Origin of the sequence: Methylotenera versatilis 301 (genome assembly GCF_000093025.1) — a bacterium.
GTDB classification, from domain to species: Bacteria; Pseudomonadota; Gammaproteobacteria; order Burkholderiales; family Methylophilaceae; genus Methylotenera; species Methylotenera versatilis.
This window is the reverse complement of sequence record NC_014207.1, coordinates 1,855,813-1,874,175: the sequence shown is the minus strand read 5'-3', so window position 1 is coordinate 1,874,175 and position 18,363 is coordinate 1,855,813. Positions and strand designations below refer to the sequence as shown.

15 protein-coding genes are annotated in these 18,363 nt (G+C 44.0%); 8 read left to right on the top strand and 7 right to left on the bottom strand.

Annotation, left to right across the window (positions count from 1 at the left end; genetic code table 11):
- Window positions 1–83 precede the first annotated feature (83 nt).
- Window positions 84–2,003 (top strand): ATP-binding cassette domain-containing protein, encoded by a 1,920-nt coding sequence (locus tag M301_RS08515; RefSeq protein WP_013148362.1) that lies wholly within the window; start codon window positions 84–86, stop codon window positions 2,001–2,003.
- Between the two features lie 27 nt (window positions 2,004–2,030).
- Window positions 2,031–2,597 carry a hypothetical protein gene (locus tag M301_RS08510; RefSeq protein ID WP_013148361.1) on the top strand — a complete coding sequence of 189 codons (567 nt, stop codon included), beginning with the start codon at window positions 2,031–2,033 and terminating at the stop codon, window positions 2,595–2,597.
- An 87-nt stretch (window positions 2,598–2,684) separates the two neighbouring features.
- Here M301_RS08510 and M301_RS08505 read toward each other — a convergent pair whose 3' ends face one another.
- Window positions 2,685–3,275 carry a Spy/CpxP family protein refolding chaperone gene (locus M301_RS08505; protein ID WP_013148360.1) on the bottom strand — a complete coding sequence of 197 codons (591 nt, stop codon included), beginning with the start codon at window positions 3,273–3,275 and terminating at the stop codon, window positions 2,685–2,687.
- A gap of 262 nt (window positions 3,276–3,537) precedes the next feature.
- On the opposite strand from M301_RS08505, the gene M301_RS08500 reads away from it, so the two are divergent.
- Window positions 3,538–4,224, top strand: coding sequence for a response regulator transcription factor (locus tag M301_RS08500; RefSeq protein WP_013148359.1), 687 nt, complete (start codon window positions 3,538–3,540; stop codon window positions 4,222–4,224).
- 32 nt (window positions 4,225–4,256) lie between these two features.
- Window positions 4,257–5,360 (top strand): HAMP domain-containing sensor histidine kinase, encoded by a 1,104-nt coding sequence (locus tag M301_RS08495; protein ID WP_013148358.1) that lies wholly within the window; start codon window positions 4,257–4,259, stop codon window positions 5,358–5,360.
- Window positions 5,361–5,607: 247 nt separating this feature from the next.
- On the opposite strand, the gene M301_RS08490 is transcribed toward M301_RS08495, so the two are convergent.
- The 4 genes from M301_RS08490 to M301_RS08475 all read right to left on the bottom strand — a co-directional run bounded on the left by M301_RS08490 (window position 5,608) and on the right by M301_RS08475 (window position 9,826).
- A complete protein-coding gene (locus M301_RS08490) occupies window positions 5,608–6,003 on the bottom strand; it encodes a YchJ family protein (RefSeq protein ID WP_013148357.1) in 396 nt (131 codons plus the stop codon).
- Complete coding sequence (locus M301_RS08485; protein WP_013148356.1) at window positions 5,990–7,576, bottom strand: peptide chain release factor 3; 1,587 nt, start codon at window positions 7,574–7,576, stop codon at window positions 5,990–5,992. Before M301_RS08485 ends, M301_RS08490 begins: the two co-directional genes overlap by 14 nt.
- 117 nt (window positions 7,577–7,693) lie before the next feature.
- On the bottom strand, window positions 7,694–8,302 hold the full coding sequence (locus tag M301_RS08480; protein ID WP_013148355.1) for a response regulator transcription factor: 609 nt from the start codon (window positions 8,300–8,302) through the stop codon (window positions 7,694–7,696).
- A gap of 9 nt (window positions 8,303–8,311) precedes the next feature.
- Entirely contained in the window at window positions 8,312–9,826 is a 1,515-nt protein-coding gene (locus M301_RS08475) for a PAS domain-containing sensor histidine kinase (protein ID WP_013148354.1), read from the bottom strand.
- 276 nt (window positions 9,827–10,102) lie between these two features.
- Here M301_RS08475 and M301_RS08470 point away from each other — a divergent pair, with 276 nt between their 5' ends.
- Together M301_RS08470 and M301_RS08465 are read left to right on the top strand one after the other, a co-directional pair.
- The gene (locus M301_RS08470; protein ID WP_013148353.1) at window positions 10,103–10,354 is read left to right on the top strand and encodes a DUF2934 domain-containing protein; all 252 of its coding nucleotides are present in this window, start codon (window positions 10,103–10,105) and stop codon (window positions 10,352–10,354) included.
- Window positions 10,351–10,761: a nitrogen regulation protein NR(II) gene (locus M301_RS08465; protein WP_013148352.1), complete on the top strand. Its 411-nt coding sequence runs from the start codon at window positions 10,351–10,353 to the stop codon at window positions 10,759–10,761. The genes M301_RS08470 and M301_RS08465 overlap by 4 nt, the downstream gene beginning before the upstream one ends.
- A gap of 6 nt (window positions 10,762–10,767) precedes the next feature.
- Here M301_RS08465 and M301_RS08460 read toward each other — a convergent pair whose 3' ends face one another.
- Window positions 10,768–12,639 carry a methanol/ethanol family PQQ-dependent dehydrogenase gene (locus M301_RS08460; protein ID WP_013148351.1) on the bottom strand — a complete coding sequence of 624 codons (1,872 nt, stop codon included), beginning with the start codon at window positions 12,637–12,639 and terminating at the stop codon, window positions 10,768–10,770.
- A gap of 114 nt (window positions 12,640–12,753) precedes the next feature.
- Window positions 12,754–14,742, bottom strand: coding sequence for an acetate--CoA ligase (gene acs, locus M301_RS08455; protein ID WP_013148350.1), 1,989 nt, complete (start codon window positions 14,740–14,742; stop codon window positions 12,754–12,756).
- Window positions 14,743–14,922: 180 nt separating this feature from the next.
- Here acs and glnE point away from each other — a divergent pair, with 180 nt between their 5' ends.
- Both glnE and M301_RS08445 read left to right on the top strand, forming a co-directional pair.
- Entirely contained in the window at window positions 14,923–17,652 is a 2,730-nt protein-coding gene (gene glnE, locus M301_RS08450) for a bifunctional [glutamate--ammonia ligase]-adenylyl-L-tyrosine phosphorylase/[glutamate--ammonia-ligase] adenylyltransferase (protein ID WP_013148349.1), read from the top strand.
- Window positions 17,653–17,811: 159 nt separating this feature from the next.
- Window positions 17,812–18,306, top strand: coding sequence for a hypothetical protein (locus M301_RS08445; protein ID WP_013148348.1), 495 nt, complete (start codon window positions 17,812–17,814; stop codon window positions 18,304–18,306).
- The last annotated feature ends 57 nt before the right edge of the window (window positions 18,307–18,363 follow it).

Below are 18,363 nucleotides of genomic sequence, written 5' to 3'. Positions count from 1 at the left end.
TAGAATAGCGTTTTTGGTCAAATCTAGTTGACCAATACTTTATTTAACCTTGATTTACTACTTGATTTAATATTGGTCCTCACTTGATTCAATTCAAACAACTTACGCTAGTTCGCGGCTTAAAAATCCTCATTCAGGCAGCCTCTTTGCAGCTTCATCCTGGCCATAAGGTTGGCTTAACAGGTGCAAACGGCGCTGGAAAGTCGTCACTATTTGCCTTGTTACGCGGTGAAATGCAATTGGAATCTGGCGATTTAGAAATGCCTTCCAGTTGGGTGGTCGCGCATGTGGCACAAGAAACGCCAGCATTAGCGATGCCAGCTATTGAGTTTGTATTGGATGGTGATGCTGAGTTGCGCAATATTGAAGCAGCGCTAGCGGATGCGGAAGCGAATCATAAAGGTGAATTGATTGCCGAACTGCATCATCGATTGATGGATATTGATGGTTACAGTGCAAAGGCGCGTGCCGCCGAACTGTTGAGCGGACTAGGCTTTAGTCAGGCAAATTTACAGCAAGCGGTTTCTACCTTCTCTGGCGGTTGGCGTGTGCGTTTAAACTTAGCCCGGGCGCTTATGTGCCGCTCAGACCTGCTACTGTTAGATGAGCCGACCAATCACTTAGACTTAGACGCGGTGATTTGGCTAGAAGGCTGGTTGCAAAGCTATCGCGGTACGCTGTTGTTGATTTCGCACGATAGAGATTTTTTGGACGCGATTGTGAATCACATTGCGCACATCGAGCAGCAAACGCTGACTTTGTATCGCGGTGGTTACTCCGACTTTGAACGCCAACGTGCCGAAAAACTGGCCTTGCAACAAGCAATGTTTGAAAAGCAACAACGCAAAGTCTCGCATTTACAAAGCTATATTGATCGCTTTCGTGTGCAGGCCACAAAAGCACGTCAGGCGCAAAGCCGCATTAAAGCGTTAGAGCGCATGGAAATGATTTCCGCTGCGCACGTGGATTCACAATTTAATTTTGAATTCAGAGCGCCAGTTGCCGCACCAGATCCATTGTTGGTATTAGACGAAATGTCTGTCGGCTATAACAATGTTGCCCTTATTAAGAATATTGTTTTAGCAATTAGACCCGGTGAGCGTTTGGGTTTATTGGGGCGCAATGGTGCTGGTAAAACTACACTGATTAAATTACTCGCCAATGAGTTGCAGCCTTTAAGCGGCAAGCGTGTTGAAGGCAAGGATTTAAATATAGGCTACTTTGCGCAACATCAGTTAGAGCAATTGCGCCCAGATGAGTCGCCACTTCAGCACATGATGAAGCTAGACCCGCTCACGCGCGAGCAAGAGCATATGAATTATCTTGGCGGCTTTGATTTTAAAGGTGATATGGCGCGTTCGCCATGTGCAAATTTTTCAGGCGGGGAGAAATCACGTTTGGCGCTTGCTTTGCTTATTTGGACGCGACCTAATTTGCTATTGCTAGATGAGCCAACCAACCATTTAGACCTTGAAATGCGCCATGCTTTAACGCTGGCGTTACAAGATTACCAAGGTGGCGTCATCTTGGTTTCGCATGATAGAGCCTTACTGCGCGCCACTTGCGATGAATTTATCTTAGTAGCCGACGGGAAAGCCGAGCCATTTGATAGCGATTTGGAAGGCTATAGTCAGTGGCTAAACGAGCAGCGTTTAAAAGAAAAACAAGCAACGCAAGCTGTAGCGGAAAGCCTGTCCTCGGCAGAGAAGTCTAATAAGAATGACCGCGCTGCCAATAAAGCCGAACGCCAAGCCAGAATCGTAGAACGTAGGCCGCTAGTGAAAGAGGTTGAACAACTAGAGCTGAATATTGCCAAATGGCAAGCTGAGAAAAAAACGTGCGATGACCGCTTGAATGACAGCGAACTTTACAGTGCTGCAGATAAGACTGAATTACAGCAATTATTAAAGAAACAAGCGGAGCTAGCTAACCAAATCGAAGTGGCTGAAGAGCGTTGGCTAGAATTGCATGAGCTTTTAGAAGCAATACCTGCATTAGATTAATCATCATTAAAACGAATAAGGTTTAATATGGAAATGCAATACTCAAAACGTATCAAACTCATGCACGCATTGTGCCTTACTGAAACATTACGTGACGATGAGGCCAAGCCAAATATAGATTTGAACGACTACGATGCACTGGTTTCTGCCGATTATTTAAGCTGTTATGTCACCTTTAAGGCGATTCAAGCAGCAGAGCGTTCACCGCTGGCTGAGCGCACTGACAACTTTGATATGTTGAGTGTGTATCAAGCTTATGCCTTATTGGCTTATGCGTTTTTCACTACACCATTAGCGCGAGAAGATATTTCACCAAACTTTCAAACTGCGCAAATCACTATCGCAAAAACACTGTTCGCTGGCTTGCCAGATGCAGAGTTAATCGAAATCATAGAGTCAGGTTTACAGAAATTTAAATTGATTGGTGATGCTGAGGTTGATCATTGGTTTGAGTTTAGAGAGAACTTAGATAAATTAACCGTAGCTTTTGTCATCGCTGGTACCGATGATGAAAGCCCGCATGATAAAGAAGACGTGATTCCATTATTCGGTCAGCTATTAAGCCAATTGTGTGAGGCTTTCGAGAACGTTTAAGTTTATTAAATTTGTAAAATAAAAAAACGCCTATTGAGAATCTCAGTAGGCGTTTTTTATGAGCAAACACTTAATATTATATTGCAATTACATACTACGATTTTCAATTGGGCGCTCATGCTGTTTAAAGCGAGTAGGACGCTTGTCGTCATTATCTCTACGCTCATCGCCATGACCAAAACCGTGCTCTTCCATTTTAAATTCACGTGCTTTTTTACGTTGCTCAGGCGTTAATAGCGCAAATACTTGCGCACCGTGACGCGCCCACGTGAGCACTTTTTCTTTTTCTAATTTAGCGGCTTTGTCTGAAAGTTGCTGCACTTTTGCATCATCAAATTTTTCAGCTTGTGCCGTTGCACGCAACTCTTCCATCAATTGTTGATGTTGTTTATGCTGATCACGTATCACTGGAATCTGTGCATAGTTTAAGTTAAACAACTGATCTTCTTGTGCACTAGTTAAATCCAAGCCGCGTAAATAAGGAGGTTTGCCTTCATGCATGCCATGATGTGACTTGTCTCCACGCTCACAACGCGGGCCTTTATCACCATCATGTTCTGCGTGAGCAAGGCTTGCAGCAGGTAATGACACTGCTAAAAATGACGCAAGCAACACTTTTTTAAATGAAAACGGGTGTTTAAATGAAAACGTTTGTTTAAATCTGTATGGGGTGCTCATGATAAATCCTTTGTATTATTAACTTTAATTAAAAGCTGCTTAAGTTGTACAAGCGGTGATGGTCACTTTTCATACGTGTTTAAGACGATGCCATTCTGCATTCAGGCAATGTTAAAGGGCGTTAAGTGCATGTAAATCTGAGTAAAGTCTGCAATCTAGGATTGTGGCAAGCGCAACGGCTGGTTATGATGATTATCAATAATGGTTAAGATTAGATTGATTTTAAATAGATAAATTTGAATTGATTAGGTAGAAGCGACACATGCAAACAGTATTGCTGATAGATGACGATGTTGAGTTGGTTGAAATGCTCAAAGAATATATTGAGCAAGAGAACTTTAGTGTGCAAGTCGCACACGATGGTATTGCCGGTGCACAAATGCTGCTAGAGCAACCATTCGATATTGTGGTGTTAGATGTGATGATGCCACGGTTGAACGGCATAGAAACGCTAAAAGCCATCCGCCAGCATAGCAATGTGCCGGTAATTATGCTTACAGCCAAAGGCGATAATACTGATCGCATTGTAGGTTTAGAGCTTGGTGCGGATGATTATGTACCCAAACCAAGCAGCCCACGTGAGTTGGTCGCGCGTATTCGTGCTATTTTAAGGCGAGTGCAACCGCTTGAAACAATCAATGCAAATACTCAAATCACAGTCGGTGCGCTCTGCATCTGGCCTGCGCAGCGCCTTGTCGAATGGGATAGTCAACCCGTGATACTCACTAGTACTGAGTACAGCTTATTAGAAATTTTAGCTAAAAATGCAGGACAAATTGTTTCTAAGCAAGACTTGTCGCAACAAGCACTAGGGCGCCCGCTAGCTAGATTCGACCGCAGCATAGACGTGCATTTAAGTAGCATACGCCACAAACTGGGGCTATTACCTGATGGGCGACATTGCATACAAACCGTATTTCGGTCTGGCTATCAATTGCTTAAAAGCTAATGCTACAAACGCACACAAATTAAGGACATCAAATGGGTCGTTTGTATTGGAAGTTTTTTATTTTCTTCTTTTTAGCACAATTAACTTCAGTCATTGGTGTTGGTATAGCCGTTTCTATTGTGCATGAGCGAGAAGAGCTGCAACGTGAGCATGAAGTTCAAATGCAATCTCAGAATAAAGCTATGGCACCGCCGGTGCTTTATAAACCATTTAAACCCAAACATAAACGGTGGTTTCCGCTGATGCCCATATTGGTTGGCGCACTTGCCAGTTTTATTTTTGCAGCAATTTTGGCTTGGTATTTTTCAAAACCTATTAAACAATTGCGGCAAGCGTTTGCCAGCGCAGCGAATGGCAATCTTGATGTGAGAATTGGCGAATCTATGGGTAAGCGCCGAGATGAACTGATTGATTTGGGTAATGCCTTCGATGTGATGGCAGTTCGACTCGGCGCGTTGCTGCAAAGCCAAACGCGCTTGCTGCATCAAGTGTCACATGAGTTACGTTCCCCATTGGCGCGCTTGCAAATCGCTGTGGGTTTGGCGCGTCAGCAACCAGATAAACTGGAATCCTCACTCATGCGTATAGAGCGTGAATCTGTAAGAATGGATGATTTAGTGGGTGAGTTGTTAGCACTTTCTCGCTTAGAATCAGGCGTGATTAGGCTAGAAAAAGAGCGTGTCAATTTAAACGAGTTGCTTATTACCGTTTTAGAAGATGCATGTTTTGAAGGTGAAGCAAGAAAAATCACGATTGACTATGTTCCGCAAGTTGAAACACCTGATAACTCACTCAGCTTACTCGGACAACAAGATTTACTGCACCGCGCCATAGATAATGTAGTGCGCAACGCGCTTAAATATAGTGCCAGTCAATCACATGTTTCAATTAAAACCAGTGTTGACAATGCATTCATCAAAATTGAAGTGAACGACCAAGGCGCAGGCGTGGCAGAAGACGAACTGGACATCATATTTCAAGCGTTCTTTAGAGGCAGTAATACCCATCAAACAGATGGACACGGCGTAGGCTTAGCCATCGCCAAGCAGATAGTAGAGGCGCATGGCGGTACAATTGCCGCAAGCAATATCACTACTGGCGGCTTAAGTGTGGCAATCAAGCTGCCTGTTAGTTAGCTTAAATGTAGACTTTTTTGATGAGTATGTAGTTGCGATAAGCTTGACCTACTAACGATTTACATAAGGGTACTGTCAGGCGTTCAGCTTGATTGACAGGTTAGCAAATAAACTATTTTTCGGCAGGTAATGTATTAAAGTCGTACACGTTTGAATGCCCTCGGTTACCTTTGGGCTTTGCTATGCCCTTCGAGATTAGGGGTTTTACAGAGTTGGAATCCCATAGTCCATTGGATGTTTTGTAGGTTCAATTGTTGAACTCGCCAGATAAGTAATACCAGCGCCCATCTATACGTTCAAACTGGCTGATTTCATGCAGTTTTTTTGCTTTCCCTGCAATTTTGTAACGTGCAACAAACTCTACGACGGCAGTCGTTTCGCTCGTATTTTCAGCGCGCTTGATTTGTAAACCAAGCCACTTAGTCGGGGTATCTTCGGCTAAACCAAGTGAGTTAGGGCGGGTTTCAGGGTGCCAAGTACCGAGTAGGTAATCTTCTAACTGCAATACAAACGCCGTGTAGCGAGAACGCATAAGCATTTCTGCGCTTGGTGCTACCAAACCTTTGTGGAGCAGCTCACAGCAAGCCTGATAAGGCTTGCCGCTTTCGCAGGGGCAGAGTGTTACTGAATTAATTGAGCTCACGTGTTTCTAAAAACTCGATATCAGGATACCGCTCTTGTGCCATTTGCAAGTTCACGCGATTTGGCGCTAGGTAAACGTATTCGTCTGCACCATCTAGCGCTACGTTAAAGCCGTATTTATCGGCAATAGCTTTTAAGTCTGCATCTTTGCCGCGTAACCAGCGTGCGGTGTAGCAATCGTATGGTTCAAATACCATGTCCACACTGTACTCGTGTTCTAAGCGGTGCGAAACGACTTCAAATTGCAGCATGCCGACTGCGCCTAAAATCAAGTCATTACTCAAAAGTGGGCGGAATAGCTGCGCTGCGCCTTCTTCTGCCAATTGTTTTAGGCCGATTTGTAGTTGCTTCATTTTCATCGGATTTTTAATGCGCGCACGGCGGAAGAACTCAGGTGCAAATGAGGGAATACCTGTATATTTTAGATTTTCGCCTTCACTAAACGTATCGCCTACTTTAATCGTACCGTGGTTGGGGATGCCGATAATGTCGCCAGAATAAGCTTCGTCCATCGTTGTGCGGTCTTGCGCCATAAAGGTAATGGCGTTGTTGACGGCGATTTGTTTATTGGTGCTGACTTGCTTGATTTTCATGCCACGTTCAAAGCGGCCTGAACAAACGCGCAAGAAGGCAATGCGGTCACGGTGTTTCGGATCCATATTTGCTTGAATTTTGAACACAAAACCTGAGAATTTATTTTCGTCTGGTGGTACTGGGCGGGTAGCGGTATTGCGTGCGAGCGGAGCTGGGGAAAGGTCAACCACCGCGTCCAGTAAAGATTGCACACCAAAGTTGTTGATTGCAGAACCAAAATACACTGGCGTTTGCTTGCCACTTAAATAGCGTTCTGCATCAAAGGTATGCGATGCGCCGCGTACTAGTTCTACGTCGATACGCAATTCACCAGCTACGTGACCTAGTACCTCATCTAAACGGGGGTTATCAAGACCTTGAATGACTTCTGAGGTGCCTTTTTCTGCGCGCGGGTCAAAAAACGAAATGGTGTCGGTATACAAGTTGTAAACACCTCTAAAGCCTTTACCCATACCGATTGGCCAAGTCATAGGCGCACATTCCATACCTAGCGTAGTTTCAATTTCATCTAACAACTCAATTGGCTCGCGGCTTTCGCGGTCTAGCTTGTTAATGAAAGTAATGATTGGCGTATCGCGCATGCGACAAACATTCAGTAGCTTGATGGTTTGCGTTTCCACGCCGTTGACTGCATCAATCACCATGACGGCAGAGTCGACCGCTGTGAGTGTTCTATAAGTATCTTCCGAGAAGTCATCATGGCCTGGCGTGTCTAGCAAATTTACCATGTGCTCGCGGTAAGGGAATTGCATCACAGATGAAGTCACCGAAATGCCACGTTGTTTCTCAAGCTCCATCCAGTCAGACGTCGCATGGCGCGAAGCTTTGCGGCCACGCACTTCACCAGCTACTTGAATCGCGCCACCGAACCATAGAAGCTTTTCAGTCAGCGTGGTTTTACCCGCATCTGGATGCGAAATAATGGCAAATGTGCGGCGGCGTTTGATTTCGAGCTGTAAAGGAGTTGCGGGCGATGACATGGTGAACTTTAATCTTTGAAAATGCTAAAACGACATTTTACCTTAAATTAGGTTTTTAACTTACAGCTAGCTACTTTGGCGCTTGGCTTATCGAGATTTTGAGATGGGACGACTGATTTATAAATCGCCTTCATGGGCAATACGCGCTAAATCTAGCAGGTTAGTCGCGCCAGTTTTATGCATGACTTTTGATTTGTGAATCTCAACAGTACGGTGGCTAATGCCCAGTTGCCTCGCAATTTCTTTATTAGAGTGACCTTGCACGGCAAGCGCCATCACATCACGTTCACGCTCAGTAAGTTCTGCTAAATGCGATTGCACGTTTTGATGATTGGCGCGCTCGGTGAGTATTTTTTCAGATTCTATGAGTGCTAATCGTACTGATGCCATGAGTTTCTCGCGGGTGACAGGTTTGGTTAAAAAATCGATTGCACCAGCCCTTATTGCGCGTACGCTCATCGGAATGTCGCCATGCCCAGTGAGGAAAATAATAGGCAGTTGAAAGTGATGCTTTGTGAGCATCTCTTGTAATTGCATGCCATCCATGCCGCTCATGCGAATATCAACTATGGCGCAGCCGAAACGCTCAGTTTGAAAGTGTTCAAGAAAAGCTTCAGCGCTCTCAAAAGTGCTCACTGTGAAGCCTTCCTGCACTACCATCAACGTCAGAGAGTCACGTATCGCAGGGTCGTCGTCAATAATGAAAATGGTTGCTTCAGTATTCATAAATTACATTCAACTCGCAAAAGCTAAAGTTGCAAAAGGTAGCGTAAAGTGAAACGTAGCGCCAGGTTTGTTGTTTTGTTCTAGCCAGAGTTGACCGCCATTGGACTCAGTCAATGCGCGGCTAATGGCAAGCCCCATGCCAATGCCGGTTGGCTTTGTAGTGAAAAATGGTTCAAAAATACGCTTGGCGGTTTCGGCATCTAAACCTGGGCCGCTATCTTGTATGGTCACGTGTGCCATATTAATTTCTTGATTAGTACGTACCGTAATCGAGATGGCTGAAGAAGGCACACCTGCGCCGCGCATCGCTTCTACGGCATTTCTTAGTAAATTAACTAATATTTTTCGTACTTGGGTTTCATTACCTAGTACTTCTGGCATTGCGGGTTCTAGCGATAGCAACGGACTAAAATCACCGTAACCATCACCTTTGGCAATATTTAGCGCTTCTTTCAGCACATGGTTCAGCTCAAATCGCTCCGTTACCAGCTCACCTTTTTGCATAAAAGCCAGCAATTCATGCAGGCTTTTACCTGCTCGCTGTGCCTGCGCGACCGCACCCTCAAGCGCATGTTTGAGATTTTCGGGGTTAAAAGTACTGCTATTGAGGGCATGTAAAGCTACTTCACTATAGGCAGAAATAGCTGCCAGTGGTTGGTTAAGCTCATGCGCAATGGCTGATACGGTTTGTGAAGCCACTTGTTGTTTGAACAGTGCTTCCATTTCGGCACGTTGCTCTTGCAGCGTTTTTTCCAACATTTTTTGGTCGGTAATGTCTCTGGCTACGCCCAGCAGGCGAGTTGCATGACCGTTCGTAAAGTGAATACGTCCTACGGTAGCAATCCAGCGCTCGACACCGTCATTAGGGTTTTTTACACGATAATCTACGCTGTATTCGCCATTACTGGCAGGGTCAATGGCGCGCTCAATCACGGCTTGCCTTGCTGCGCGGTCCTCGGGGTGTATGGCGGCTACAAATTTTTTATAAGAAACGGATTCTTCAGACTCTTCGCCCCAAATATCCCGCATACGTTCGTCCCAATGAATAATATTGTGGCGATAGTCGAAATCAAATACGCCTAATCCGGCTGCTTCTTTGGCTAAACGCAGCCGCTCTTCGCTAATTTTTAAGGCTTCTTCCACCTTTCGGCGTTTATCTGCAATGTGTAATGTCGCTAAAACAAACTGCTGATCACCCGTGTTTATCGGACTTAGACTAATATCAACCGCTAGTTCACTACCATCCTTGCGCAGCGCGACTAAATCGCGACCTTTACCCATCGGGCGTTTTTCAGGATTTTTAGAATAAGTGTTTCTGTGGTGGTGATGCTGGTTACGATAGTTTTTGGGCATTAAAGCCTCAATTTCCAGGCCAATTATTTGCTCAAATGTATAGCCTAGTAGCTCAAGTGCAACCGCATTGGCTTGTACTACGTGGCCAGTATTGTCTACCAGCAACATCGCATCAGCAGCTGCATCAAACAGTGTTTGCACACTCAAATTTGTTAAAAGTGAGTCTTTCATAGTGCTGAGTCTTTAAATAAGTGGGTCAACAAATGTCCTCTATATTAAAAGTGCTACACGAACCATTTCAGTCTACGATAAAAGATGAATCAATGTCTATCAATCTGAGCGCATATAAGGGTTTGCCCTTACGTGTTTGCACTCATTTACTCCCTTGAGCTACTACTGTAAATTGCTCACATCGACGGTACACCCCCCAAGCAACTACTGGTTGCAGAATCTCTCTCTTAAAGATCTGTACCGTCGATCTCTTTTACACTATTCAATGGAGGAATTATGGAACTTTCAACGGTAACTCAATTGCTTACAAAAAACCATATTCCTGTGTTTGGTATTGAATCTAAAACTAAGTCTAAAAGTGAAGCTAAACCTAAAAAAGAATCCAGTATCAGCATCAAAGAGCTAAGTGGTGAAGATAGGCGTTGCCTAGTGGCTGAATCAGCTTATTATAAAGCGGAGGCAAGAGGGTTTGAATCAGGTCATGAGTTAGAGGATTGGCTAGCGGCTGAGGCTGAGGTGACGCAATGAACAACACAGCTCAAGTTGAATATATAGACTTCTCAAAAGCGGGTAGAGAGCATGCCTGTTTGTGCCGTAGTGAGCAAGAAACCGCAGTGTTAATGCTTTATGATAACGGTACCATACTCGACTGCAACCAAGCGGCAGCTGAGTTATTAGACTGTATCCCAAGCACACTTACTTGGCAGCATATCTCTACCATCATGCCGCAATTAACAGAAACTACTTTGATGCAGGGTGAAAAAATTAACCCTAACTTACGATTTCTTTCACACATTGGTTACGGCTTTGAAGTGATTGGTTTAAGCGGCGTGCATTTTGCCTGCGCATTGTTTTTTAATGAAGTTGAGAATTTTGGACGCCACTGCTTGCGCTTGATACTTCGGCCCATTACTCAAGATTTAGCGGCATCTTAAAACTTACTAAAGACTGAATGCACTCACCGCACCGCCACCCGGCGCGGCATTCCATTTGGTTAGTTCTCGGTAAGCGCCTGCGGCGCCAGCTCCATCTGAATCTTCAGTGAGACCTAAGTTAATAGCGATGCCCGCCCAGCCGCCAATGCCAGACATGACGCCTACATATTGCTTGCCTTTGTTTGAGTACGTGAATGGGTTGCCAATTACACCAGAACCTACTTGAAACTGCCATAGACTTTTACCAGACTTCGCATCCACTGCCTTAAACCATCTATCTAACGTCCCGTAAAACACCAAATCTGCACCTGTGACCATTGCGCCACTCCAAATAGAGTAGGGCTCTTTGTTATACCATGCGCTTTTACCAGTTAGACCATTCCAAGCCATAAAACCACCAGTCACGCCATCTGGACCTGGATGCATAGTTAACCCTGCGCCTACCCAAGGTTGACCTGCCGTATATTTAGCTTCAACTACATCGTAATCCATGCACAAGTGATTCAACGGCACATAAAATAACTTGGTTTTTGGCGAATAAGCCGCTGGTTGTTGATCTTTCACGCCGAGTGCGGCAGGGCAGACGTTTTTAGTCGTAGTGTCTTGATGTGCTGAATATTTTGGATCTTTTTGCGGGATTCCTGTGCTTAAATCTACACTAGTTGCCCAGTTTACAAAAGGATGCATTTTTGCTACCACTAACAGACTGCCATTAGTGCGGTCAAATGTATAGCCAAAACCGTTGCGGTCAAAGTGGGTCGCTAATTTTTTATTATTGGCATCCCATAAAATCACCTCGTTAATACCATCGTAATCCCACTCGTCATGCGGTGTCATTTGGTAGCCCCATTTCGCCATGCCTGTGTCGAGGTCACGTGCAAAAATCGTCATCGCCCATTTGTTATCGCCAGGCCGCACATCGGCATTCCAAACCGATGGATTGCCAGTACCGTAATACAGTAGATTTAGTTTAGGGTCATAAGAAAAATAGCCCCACACAGGACCGCCGCCATGTTGCCAGCCATCTTGGTTCGCTTGCGGTTTCAGCCAAGTTCTAACACCTAGATCGGCCTCTGGGAATTTCAGTTGTTCTTTTGTCAGCGCTTTAAACGAGCCATCTTCTTTGTTGCCGCCATTGACATCTTGGTAAGTAGATAGAGCAGAGTAGTGCGGATTAGCTTCGTTAAAGCCTGCGCCGATGAGTGTTTCGCTATCAGGCCCTGTGCTGTAGGCTTTCCAAGCTAATGAGCCATCTTTAATATTGTATGCGGCAATAAAGCAACGCACACCGTATTCACCACCACTACAGCCTGTAATGACTTTGTCTTTCATCACATGTGGTGCGTTGGTGTTGCTCGCGCCAGTTTTAATATCATTGACTTTGGTTTGCCAAATGAGCTTGCCAGTTTTTGCATCTAGCGCAACTAATATGCCATCATTCTGCTGCAAAAAAATCTTGCCATCGCCATAGCCCAAACCACGATTCACCGTATCGCAGCAGAGTAAAGCCTGCGTTTGCGGATTTTGCTTGGGAAAATATGACCACAGTATTTTTTGATTATTATTTAAGTCTAGTGCGTAGATGTTGTTGGGAAACGCCGTATGTAGATACATCGTGCTACCCAACACAATCGGCGAACCTTCATGGCCTCGATTCACACCTGTAGAAAAAGTCCAGGCAAGTTTAAGCTTGTTAATGTTTTTTGCTTGGATTTGATGTAAGCCACTGTAGCCTGTATTGGCGTAATCTTTGCGCGGATGCGTCCATTCCTTGTCATTTTGCAAGTGCTTTTGTAAATCATCGCTTGCATAGGCTGGTGCAATGAAAAGACTAAATAATCCTAAAATACTTAGACAGTGGCGTGGGGATGGTGGCATGTGATTTGACTTCTATTTGCGCATTAAAAAGAAGGCTGCCAGTATGAGTGCAATCAATACTAGCAAGCCTTCCATAAGTGTTAATGCCTAATGATTAAAGCACTATTTTATACTTTATTTCACCACTTCTTTCAGTTGATCCAAAATCGCCGGGTTATCTAGTGTAGAAATATCTGAAGTAATTTCTTCGCCTTTCGCTAAGCTGCGTAACAACCTACGCATAATTTTGCCTGAGCGAGTTTTCGGTAAATTGTCACCAAAACGAATTTCATCTGGTTTAGCAATCGGGCCAATTTCTTTACCTACCCAATCACGTAGTTGCGCGACGATTTTTTTCAGTTCTTCGCCTTCAGGACGTTGACCTTTTAACACAACATAGGCCACAACTGACTCGCCTTTAATGTCATGTGGTTTGCCAACTACGGCGGCTTCAGCAACCAATGGGTTTGAAACCAAGGCTGATTCAATTTCCATCGTGCCTAAGCGGTGGCCAGATACGTTCAATACGTCATCGATACGACCCATGATGGTGAAGTTACCTGTTTTCGCATCGCGAACTGCACCATCACCAGCTAGGTAAATTTTGCCGCCCAAGTCCACTGGGTAATAGCTAGATTTGTAGCGCTCAGGGTCGTTGTAAATGGTTCGTATCATTGAAGGCCAAGGTTTTTTAATGACTAATAAGCCACCCGTACCCCAAGGCACGTCTTTACCTGTTTCATCTACCACATCAATGTCTATACCTGGGAATGGTAGTGTGCAAGAGCCTGGAACGAGTGAGGTCGCGCCAGGTAACGGTGTAATCACGTGACCGCCAGTTTCAGTTTGCCAGAAGGTGTCAACAATTGGGCAGTGGCCTCCACCCACGTTTTCGTAATACCACATCCATGCTTCTGGGTTGATAGGCTCGCCTACCGAACCAAGCAGGCGCAAGCTGCTTAAATCATAGCTCTTCGGATGCGTGCTGGCAGTTGTTTCAGATGCCTTAATCAGTGAGCGAATTGCTGTTGGGGCAGTGTAAAAAATCGACACTTTATGTTTTTGTATCATTTGCCAGAAGCGACCCGCATCTGGATAAGTAGGAATACCTTCAAACACAACTTGAGTCACGCCCATGGCGAGTGGACCATATGCCACATAGGTATGACCTGTAATCCAACCTACGTCAGCAGTACACCAAAACACGTCATTGTCTTTTACGTCGAATGTCCAGCGCATGCTGTTCATGGCGTGTAATAGATAACCGGCAGATGAATGCTGCACGCCTTTAGGTTTGCCTGTGCTGCCTGATGTGTAAAGTAAGAATAGAGGATGTTCTGCGCTCAACATGACTGGTTCACATGTGTCTGCTTGCCCAGCAATTAAGTCGTGCCACCAGATGTTGTTAGCATTCCCATTTTGATTCCAGGTAATCTCTTGACCAGTTTTTTTCAAAACCACTACATTTTTAATTGATTCACAGCCACCCATTGCGATGCCTTCATCTACCGCAGGTTTTAGTGGCAGTGCTTTACCGCCGCGAAATTGACCATCAGAAGTAATCACGGCCACAGCACCAGCATCAATAATACGTTCATTTAAGCTTTTAGCTGAAAAACCGCCGAACACCACAGAGTGTGTTAAACCTAAACGTGCACAAGCTTGCATTGCCACTACGGCATCAATACCCATTGGTAAATAAATAATCACACGATCGCCCACGGTGAGGTTTAGCTTTTTTAAGCCATTAGCAAACTGACAAACGCGGTGATACAACTCTTTAAAGGTCACGTTAGTGACGCTGCCGTCATCGGCTTCAAAAATAATCGCAACTTTGTTAGGAATAGTATTCAGGTGTTTATCTAAGCAGTTTGCTGAAACATTCAGTTCACCATCTTCAAACCATTTGTAAAACGGGGCGTTATCTTCGTTAAGTGTTTTAGTGAAGGGTTTATTCCAAACTAACAGCTCACGCGCCAATTTCGCCCAAAAGCCTTGGAAATCGTCGGTTGCCTCTTTGCATAAAGCGTTGTAGGCTGACATGCCAGAGACATTGGCATTTTTTACAAAATCTGCGCTAGGTTCAAATACGCGGTTTTCATGAAGAACTGACTCGATTGACATGCTTAAAACTCCCTTTAAATCACTTTGATCTATTTATAATTGGTATATATTAAATTGGACTATTTATAATTGGTTTTAGCTAGAATTTTTGTCTTCACTAGATACTTTTTGACAATATTTTAGTTTGACCACACTCTGTATTGTTACGACATTAAAACGCCATATTACCTTAAAAAACCTATGATAACACTTGATATGATTCTATCAGAAAACCGCATGAAATCTAGCGATGAAGCCTATGTGCAGCATGCTATTGCTTGCAGCCCGTTTGTTGCAAAATTGTTTACAAAGGATGGTGGTTTGCTGACTGATTTGCTAGTAAACCTGCATCAAGAATACCAGTTAAGTGACATGCAGAATTTTTTATCAGACCAAAATATTTTTGATGAAACGACATTAAAGCAGGCTTTGAGACGTTTGCGTCAGCATGTGATGGCGAGAATCATCGTGCGTGATTTGAATGGTTTGGCAGATTTAACCGAAGTGATGCGTACGACATCTAGCCTAGCTGAATGTGCAATTAATGCCTCGATTGATTACTTGCATACTTGGCTAGTAGATGCCTTTGGTCAGCCTGTAGACGTACAAGGCTATCCTCAAAGCTTTATTGTGATTGGCATGGGCAAGCTTGGTGGAGGTGAGCTCAATGTTTCTTCTGACATTGATTTAATTTTTGCTTATGCTTCTGAAGGTGAAACTACTGGCGAAAAATCTATCAGCAATCAAGATTTCTTTACGCGCTTAGCGAAAAAGCTTATCGCAGCAATTGATGAAATTACTGAAGATGGCTTTGTATTTAGGGTTGATATGCGTTTGCGACCGTTTGGTGGCGAAGGCGCGCTAGTCTCAAATTTGGATGCGCTAGAAGAGTATTACCAAAATAATGGTCGTGAATGGGAGCGTTACGCTTGGATAAAAGGCCGTGAAGTAACAGGTGGTTCGCAGGTATCTAAATTGCTTAAGCCATTCGTTTTTCGTAAATATTTAGATTTTGGTGCATTTGCCAGCATGCGTGATCTGAAAATCCAGATTCAACGTGATGTGAACAGCAAAGGTATGCACGACAATATCAAGCTTGGTCGCGGTGGTATACGCGAAATTGAATTTATCGCACAAGTTTTTCAACTGATTCGCGGTGGGCAAGATGCAAGTTTGCAAGTGAAACCTACGCTTTCAGTCTTGGAGCTATTGAAAAATAAAGGCTTATTGCCAGAAAAAACCGTGGCTGAGTTAAGCGAGGCTTATGTATTTTTGCGTAATTTAGAACATAGATTGATGTATGTGGATGACGCGCAAACGCAAGAGCTACCTAAAGGCGATGAGGCTAAATCCCGTATCGCCAAAGCCATGAGGTTTGCAGATTGGGAAGAGTTTTTGGCGAAATTAAATGCGTATCGCCACCAAGTGCAACAACATTTTGATGAAACATTTAGCGATGCAAGTACAAATCAGAATGGTGATGAAAACTCTTTAGAGATAGAGAAGTCCATATGGAACGGTGCCATAGTCGAGCAAGAATCGGTTTACGCTCTGCTGAAAATGGGCTTCGTTGAAGCCGCAGAGACATTACGTAGACTCAATACCTTGCATCAAAGTAGCCGCTACCGTCAGTTGCCAGTGCTAAGTCGGCAGCGTTTTGATGCCTTGATGCCTCTGGTCATATCGCAAGCCGCTGAGATGCAAAATGCTGATACCACGATGATGCGCATCATCGACTTGTTAGAAAGTATCTGTCGTCGCGCGAGTTATTTGGCTTTATTGGCCGAGCACCCGCAAGCCATGCAGTTGTTGATTAAGCTATGCAGTAGTAGCCCGTGGCTCACCAATTATTTAGTGCAGCACCCTATACTTTTGGATGAGCTTTTAGATACGCGCACACTTTATGCTGCACCTGATTTTTCTGTCTTACGTGCAGATTTACTCACACGTTTAGCTGAAGTTAAAGGCGATGTGGAGCGCGAAATGGACGTGTTTCGTCATTTTAAGCATGCCAATATTTTCCGCTTTGCCGCGCAAGATATTAACGGCGAATTAAGCCCGGAAAAACTATCTGATTATTTGAGTGAGCTCGCTCAGTTAATTCTCAGTGTGAGTTTGGAAGTCATTTGGCCAAATGTGCGTGGTAAGCATTTAGAAGTGCCTAAATTCGCCGTGATTGGTTATGGCAAGCTTGGCGGGAAGGAGCTTGGCTACGCGTCTGATTTAGACATTATTTTCTTATATGACGACGATGCATCCGAAGCAGGTGAAATCTATGCTCGCTTTGCGCAACGCATCAATAACTGGTTCAACAGCTTGACCTCAGCAGGGTTGCTCTACGAAACCGATATGCAATTGCGCCCGGACGGTAATAGCGGCTTGCTAGTGAGTAGCGTTGCTGCATTCAAAGAATACCAAATGCAAAAAGCGTGGGTGTGGGAGCACCAAGCCATCACTCGCGCACGCTTTGTGGCAGGTGACAAGCAAATAGGTGTAGCGTTTGAAAAAATTCGTATCGAAGTGATGACGCAACAGCGAGATAATGGTGTGTTAAAGCTAGACGTTCAATCTATGCGCGAAAAAATGCGCTCTGCACAACATATTGAAGCCAATATGTTTGACATTAAACATAGCATAGGCGGCATTATCGACGTAGAGTTTCTAGTGCAATATTTAGTGCTGGTGCATGCGAAGCAATACCCCGAACTCACAAGCAATATCGGCAATATCGGCTTGTTAAGGCTATTGGCATCACTCAATATCATCGCTCAAGATTTAGCAGATAAAGTTGTGCTGGCTTATAGAGATTACCGCCATAGTCAGCACATGCTTAAACTACAAGGCGCTGCACATTTAAGGGTGGAAGTGTCGGCTGTGAGTGAACATGCAACTGCCGTGAAAGCTTTATGGCAAAAGGTTTTTGGGGATTAAGTACTTGTTAAGCGAATAAAACAAGCAGCCGTTAGCCCGTAATCTCTAGTAGGGCGTCAATAGCGAAGCGTATTGCGCCGTAAGTGTTAAAACATGCGGCGGATTACGTTCCTACGCGAGCTAATCCATTTTAAAAGTTAATAATTAGGATAATGAAGTATGGTAAGTAAATATCAGGAATGTGAATTTTTAGAATTTTTATATTTAAGAAAAATTAAAGTTATTTATATTACTTTTCTTTTAGTAATATCGAGTTCTTGTTTTTCAGCACAATCTTCAGAAAGCAATTTACAAGCCCTAGGGGGTAATAGCAAATTGACTTTAAGTGCACATTCTTCTCAAAAGAATGAAGCAAAAGTTTTTATAAAGAAAGGGATGAGTTATATAAATGCTCGAAGAATCTTATTGAATGAGGGCTGGTTAGTACCAATTCTACCAAAGGGTGGATATGGAAAAGATGATGCAAAAGTAATTTCAGAGTGTAGTGGAAACTCTGACCTTTGTAATAAATTTCCTGAAATCGATAGTTGTTCTGGGTCTGAAGAGGGGAATTGCAATATGTATTTCCATTCTAGGCAAGAAGGAAAATTAAGCGTCACAACTAGCGGCGGGTTAGGTGCGGGAGCTATAGTTGAGTCTTGGTCTAGACGATAAAGATTTATGAGTAGGTAGTTGTTAAAAAGAAATAATAGCAAGCATAGCCTGCATGAA

Bases quoted from the DNA above. Each gene is read 5' to 3' on its own strand.
- M301_RS08510 (WP_013148361.1), top strand. From the start codon at position 2,031: ATGGAAATGCAATACTCAAAACGTATCAAACTCATGCACGCATTGTGC.
- acs (WP_013148350.1), bottom strand. From the start codon at position 14,742: ATGTCAATCGAGTCAGTTCTTCATGAAAACCGCGTATTTGAACCTAGC.
- M301_RS08505 (WP_013148360.1), bottom strand. From the start codon at position 3,275: ATGAGCACCCCATACAGATTTAAACAAACGTTTTCATTTAAACACCCG.
- M301_RS08485 (WP_013148356.1), bottom strand. From the start codon at position 7,576: ATGTCATCGCCCGCAACTCCTTTACAGCTCGAAATCAAACGCCGCCGC.
- M301_RS08445 (WP_013148348.1), top strand. From the start codon at position 17,812: ATGGTAAGTAAATATCAGGAATGTGAATTTTTAGAATTTTTATATTTA.
- M301_RS08500 (WP_013148359.1), top strand. From the start codon at position 3,538: ATGCAAACAGTATTGCTGATAGATGACGATGTTGAGTTGGTTGAAATG.
- M301_RS08475 (WP_013148354.1), bottom strand. From the start codon at position 9,826: ATGAAAGACTCACTTTTAACAAATTTGAGTGTGCAAACACTGTTTGAT.
- M301_RS08460 (WP_013148351.1), bottom strand. From the start codon at position 12,639: ATGCCACCATCCCCACGCCACTGTCTAAGTATTTTAGGATTATTTAGT.
- M301_RS08480 (WP_013148355.1), bottom strand. From the start codon at position 8,302: ATGAATACTGAAGCAACCATTTTCATTATTGACGACGACCCTGCGATA.
- M301_RS08495 (WP_013148358.1), top strand. From the start codon at position 4,257: ATGGGTCGTTTGTATTGGAAGTTTTTTATTTTCTTCTTTTTAGCACAA.
- M301_RS08470 (WP_013148353.1), top strand. From the start codon at position 10,103: ATGGAACTTTCAACGGTAACTCAATTGCTTACAAAAAACCATATTCCT.
- M301_RS08465 (WP_013148352.1), top strand. From the start codon at position 10,351: ATGAACAACACAGCTCAAGTTGAATATATAGACTTCTCAAAAGCGGGT.
- glnE (WP_013148349.1), top strand. From the start codon at position 14,923: ATGATAACACTTGATATGATTCTATCAGAAAACCGCATGAAATCTAGC.